Origin of the sequence: Streptomyces spongiae (assembly GCF_009377185.1) — a bacterium.
GTDB lineage: Bacteria > Actinomycetota > Actinomycetes > Streptomycetales > Streptomycetaceae > Streptomyces > Streptomyces spongiae.
Map to the genome: position 1 here is coordinate 1 of NZ_VJZC01000676.1, position 4990 is coordinate 4990.

The following is a 4990-nucleotide window of genomic DNA, read 5'->3' on the forward strand; positions in this document are numbered from 1 at the left end:
CCCACCCGCACCCAAGCCACGCACCCCAGACACCCCCCACGGGGCATCCAGACACCCCCCACAGGGCATGGGGCGGCAGCCCCACAGATCGGCCCCCTACGGAAGCATGGGATGGCTGCCCGTGTTCGTCGGCGCATGCTCAGGAAGCCACAGCACCGCCACCGCCCCCTCCGCGGGCACATCCTCCGGCACGCCGGCCGGGCGTACGTTGCGGAAGGTCAGCCGCGCCCCGAGCACCCGGGCCTGGCCGGCAGCGATGGTCAGGCCCAGGCCGTGGCCCTGGCCCGCACGGTCGGACGCGCCCGTACGGAAGCGGCGCGGGCCGTCGGCCAGCAGTTCCTCCGGAAAACCGGGACCGTGGTCGCGGACCCGGATCACACGGCCCTCGACCGTGACCTCGATCGGCGGCCTGCCGTGCTTCGCCGCGTTGGCCAGCAGGTTGAACAGGACGCGTTCCAGGCGGCGCGGATCCGTAGTGACCTCCGACTCATGGACGACCGTCACCTTCACGTTCGCGTCCTTCGCGGCGACCCGCCGGGTCACGAACTCGGCCAGCATGATGTCCTGCAACTCGGCCCGCTCGGAGGCACCGTCCAGCCGGGCCACCTCCAGGACGTCCTCCACGAGCGTGCGCATCGCCTGGGCACGGTCGCGGACCAGCTCCGTGGGGCGCCCCGGAGGCAGGAGTTCCGCCGCCGTCAGGAGGCCCGTGACCGGGGTACGCAACTCGTGCGCGATGTCCGCCGTCACCCTCCGCTCGGCCTCGATGCGCTGCTGGAGCGCGTCCGCCATGGCGTCCACGGCCCGCGCGAGGTCGTCGGTCTCGTCGCGTACGACACCGCCGATCGCGTCCCGGACCCGTACGTCGGTCTCCCCCTTGGCGACCTGGTTCGCCGCCGCCGCGGCCTTGCGCAGCCGGCGTGACATCTGGCCCCCTATGAGCACCCCGAGCGCGCAGCCGCCGAACACGACCGCGATCGAGCCGATGACCAGAGCCTGGTCGAGGTCCTTCATGACATCCGCGCTGCGGTCGGTGAACCGGGTGTTGAGGGACAGCACCCTGCCGTCCTTCAGCGGCACCGCGGCCCAGATGTCCGGTACGCCGTTCGGACCGTCCGCGACATACGTGGCACGCCGGCCCTCCGAGACCTTCGCCAGCAGGTCGCGCGGGATCCTGGGGTCGTCGACCTCCACCCCGAACGCCCCCGGGTTCTGTTGACGCCCCGCCTCGTACATCCGCTGGGCGACCTGGATCCGCTCGTCCGCCAGGTCGCGGGCGTTGTCCAGCATCGACACCCGGGCCGCGTTGTGCACGACCAGGCTCAGCGCGAGCGCCACCAGTGCGCCGACCATGGCGATCGCCGCGCTCAGCTTCCAGCGCAGCCCCGTGCGCAGCCCCGAGCGCGTGCGCGTCAGCCGACTCACCGGGCCTCCCGCCAGCCGTTCCACCGAGCCTCCCGCCGGTCGTCCCACCTGGTCTCCCGCCGGTCGTGCCGACAGGCCCTCCGCCGATCGACCAGACAGACCCGTCAGGCCCGTCAGATCCGTCAGGCCCGTCAGATCCGGCTGGCCTTCCGCCGGTCGGCCCCCCAGGTGTTTCGCCGCTCGTCCGTCCGGACGTCTGTCCGGACTTCCCGACGGCGGCCGTTCGAAAGTCCCCCGCATGCCTCTTACCTCTGTTACCCCTGCTCAGGCCTTGAGTTTGTAGCCGAAACCGCGGACGGTCTCGATCCGGTCCTGACCGATCTTCGTCCGCAGCCGCTGCACATGGACGTCCACGACCCGGGTGTCACCGCCCCAGCCGTAGTCCCACACACGTTCGAGCAGCTTGTCACGGGACAGCACCGTGCCGGGAGCCGAGGAGAACTCCAGCAGCAGCCGCATCTCCGTCGGCGTCAACGCCACCGGCTGCCCGGACCGCCGTACCTCCATGCCCTCGGTGTCGACCTCCAGCTCACCGAAGGTGAGAACGCCGCCGACCGCTTCGGCCTCGTGGCCGTCCCCCTTCGCCGCGCCGCCGCTAGCGTGCCCGAACCGGCGCAGTACCGCCCGGATACGCGCGACCAGCACCGCGCCGTCGAACGGCTTGGTCACGTAGTCGTCCGCGCCCGCCTCCAGACCGAGGACGACGTCGATGGAGTCGGCGCGGGCCGACAGCATGATCACGGGAACGGTCGACTCGTCCCTGATGCGCCGGCAGAGACTGACCCCGTCCAGACCCGGCACCATCACGTCCAGCAGCGCGATGTCGGGGCGGTCGGTACGGAACGCGTCGAGGCCCGCCAGCCCGTCCGGCATGGCCGTGACCGCGAAGCCGTCCCGCTCCAGCGCGAGCTGGGTGGCCTCGCGGATGACGTCGTCGTCCTCGACGAACAGGACGTGGGTCTGCTCTGCCATCCGCTGCTCTCAGTCACTCTCTGTCGGCGTCACTTCGTCGGTGTCACTTCGTCGGTGTCACTTCGTCGGCGTCAATTCGCGGGGACCGGCTCCGGGGTGTCCGTGTCTCCCACCGCGTTGCTGTAGTCATTGTGCGTACGGGACTGTTCCGTGAAGCGGTGCTTGGCCCAGCGGTAGGTGATCACTTCCTCGCTGGACGGGAACTCGACCGGGTCGCCCTTGGCGTACAACTGCTGGGTCACCACCAGCTCGCCACGGTCGATCTCCGCGTACACCGGGGGTTCCTCGGCACGGAAGACGTTCTCGTACCCGCTGCGCCGCTCGCGGAACACGTACGACGCGACGCCGACCGCGTCACTGCAGGTCATCACGTTGACCACGATGTCGTTGGCCGACGCGCCGGTCAGCTTGCCGTACGACACGTCGACCGGGTACTCGTCGGCGACGCACGGCTGGAGATCCCGTTTGACCTCCTTGCTGACCTTGGGGTCGGCCTTGACCAGTTTGACCACCTTGGCCATGCTGTCGCGGTCCTCGGTGGCTGTGGCGGTGGGGGAGGCGGCGCCCTGCGCGAGGGAGTCGTTGTCCGCCGGGCCCTCGTCACGGGCTCCGGTGCCGCCGGTGCCGCAGGCGGCGACGAAAAGCCCGAGGGCGGTGATCATGGCTCCTGCCGTGATCACCGCCTTCTGGGCGTGGCTGGGGCCGTCCGGCCCGGGCCGGTTGCTCAGGCCGCGCAACGCTCCCGCTCCTCACGCTCGAGCGCGCGGGCGCCCAGGTCGCGGCTCTCCAGCTCCTCGCGGAGCCGGGCCAGCGCCCGGTGCAGCGTGCTCTTGACGGTTCCGGCCGACATGCCCAGGGCCGCGGCCGTCTCCTCCGTGGACATCTGCTCCCAGTGTCGCAGCACCACGACGCTGCGTTGCTTGGGAGCGAGAACCTTCATCACATCCATCAGCAGGGCGCGGTCGGCGTGCTGCTCGGTGGAGTCGTCGACGGAGGCGTCCGGGAGCTGCTCGGTCGGCACTTCCTCCAGCTTGCGGGCCCGCCACCACTCGGTCCGGGTGTTGATCATCACGCGGCGGAGGTAGGCGTCCGCGAGCCGCTTGTCGGCTATGCCGTCCCAGCGGCCGTACGTCCGTGCGAGGGCCGTCTGCAGCAGGTCCTGTGCGTCGACCGGGTCCGGAACCAGCCGGCGGGCGCTGCGCAGCAGCGCGTCCTGCCGGGTGCGGACGTACTCCTCGAATTCGAGCACCTCGCCCTGCGCCATTCCAACCGCCTCCGTTCCCCGTGTCCCGGCGGTGTCCCTGTCCGCCGCCGGTCGCTCTCGCTGGTCGCCGTACCGCTGTTCGCGTGTCGCGTGTTCGTGCGTTCGCGTGTTCGTGCGGTACGCCAATGAAGCTACGGAGCGGTTGTCACGGGGCTGTCCGAGGGAGCCTGCGGAGAACGCTCGGCTGTCCGTCGGTTGTGTAACGGAAGTAGGGCCGAGATAAAGAGCGGGCCTTTTTGGCGCGTGTATGGGGTGATTTGCCGGGCGACGGTTGTGTGTCGGTGGGCAGAGGGCTGTGACACAGCTGAGGGCGGGAGGCCGTGTGGGCGTGACCGTGTGGACCGTGCTGGGTGACGGCGGCCGTCGCCGTTACGGGGCGGTCGCCGTCACCGGCACGAGTACGCGGTCACGCCCTCCTCGTCCGCGATCAGGTCAGCGGCAGGCGGTACAGACCGCCCGGCAGGGGCTCCACCAGGCCGTCGGCGACCAGCCCGTCCAGGGCGCGGGCGCGCTGCACCGGCTCGTCCCACACCCGGTCGAGAACCGACTGCGGTACGGGCGCGACGGCTTCCCGCAGTACGGCGAGCAGCTTGCCGCGGACCTGACGGTCGGTGCCGGCGTAGGTCTGGCCACGGCGGGCGGGGCCGTCGTGCGCGGGCTTCCCGGCGAGCCGCCACGCGCACTGCGCGGCGATCGGGCAGTGGTGGCACGTCTCGTTCTTCGCCGTGCACACCAGGGCGCCCAACTCCATGGAGGCGGCGGCCCATCGGGAGGCGGTGCCCTCGTCGTCGGGCAGCAGCTCGCGGGCGAGCCTGCGCTCGGCGGCGGTCGTCGCGTTCGGCGGGTACTGCACGCCGGTCACCGCGCGGGCGATGACGCGGCGCACGTTGGTGTCGAGGACGGCGTGCCGCTGCCCGTACGCGAACGACGCCACCGCGGCGGCCGTGTACTCGCCGATGCCGGGCAGCGCGAGCAACTGCGCGTGTTCCGTGGGTACGTCGCCGCCGTGCCGTTCCGTTATGGCGACCGCGGCGCCGTGCAGACGGAGGGCGCGGCGCGGGTAACCGAGGCGGCCCCATGCGCGTACGGCCTCTCCGGGGGCCTCCTTGGCGAGGTCCGCGGGGCGGGGCCAGCGGGCCAACCACTGCTCGTAGACGGGCAGGACGCGGTTGACGGGGGTCTGCTGCAGCATGAACTCACTGACCATCACCCCCCAGGGCCCGGCCTCGGGCCGCCGCCAGGGCAGGTCGCGGGCGTGTGTGTCGAACCAGTCGATGACCGGCTCGTGAAGGGTGCCTCGGGCGGGCGTCGGTGTGGTGGGGGTGGGGA

At 71.4% G+C, this 4990-nt stretch carries 5 protein-coding genes; all 5 read right to left on the reverse strand.

From position 1 onward, the window contains the following. Positions 1-96: 96 nt before the first annotated feature. The 5 genes from cseC to FNH08_RS44340 all read right to left on the reverse strand — a co-directional run bounded on the left by cseC (position 97) and on the right by FNH08_RS44340 (position 4937). Entirely contained in the window at positions 97-1353 is a 1257-nt protein-coding gene (gene cseC / locus FNH08_RS44320) for a two-component system sensor histidine kinase CseC (protein ID WP_228034747.1), read from the reverse strand. 336 nt (positions 1354-1689) lie between these two features. Beyond that, positions 1690-2397, reverse strand: coding sequence for a two-component system response regulator CseB (gene cseB / locus FNH08_RS44325; RefSeq protein ID WP_152777174.1), 708 nt, complete (start codon positions 2395-2397; stop codon positions 1690-1692). A 71-nt stretch (positions 2398-2468) separates the two neighbouring features. Next, positions 2469-3134, reverse strand: a complete 666-nt coding sequence (locus tag FNH08_RS44330; protein WP_152777175.1) for a hypothetical protein — start codon at positions 3132-3134, stop codon at positions 2469-2471. Further along, positions 3122-3661 carry a SigE family RNA polymerase sigma factor gene (locus FNH08_RS44335; protein WP_152777176.1) on the reverse strand — a complete coding sequence of 180 codons (540 nt, stop codon included), beginning with the start codon at positions 3659-3661 and terminating at the stop codon, positions 3122-3124. The genes FNH08_RS44330 and FNH08_RS44335 overlap by 13 nt, the downstream gene beginning before the upstream one ends. A gap of 427 nt (positions 3662-4088) precedes the next feature. Beyond that, on the reverse strand, positions 4089-4937 hold the full coding sequence (locus tag FNH08_RS44340) for an HhH-GPD family protein (protein ID WP_322726438.1): 849 nt from the start codon (positions 4935-4937) through the stop codon (positions 4089-4091). Positions 4938-4990 lie beyond the last annotated feature (53 nt).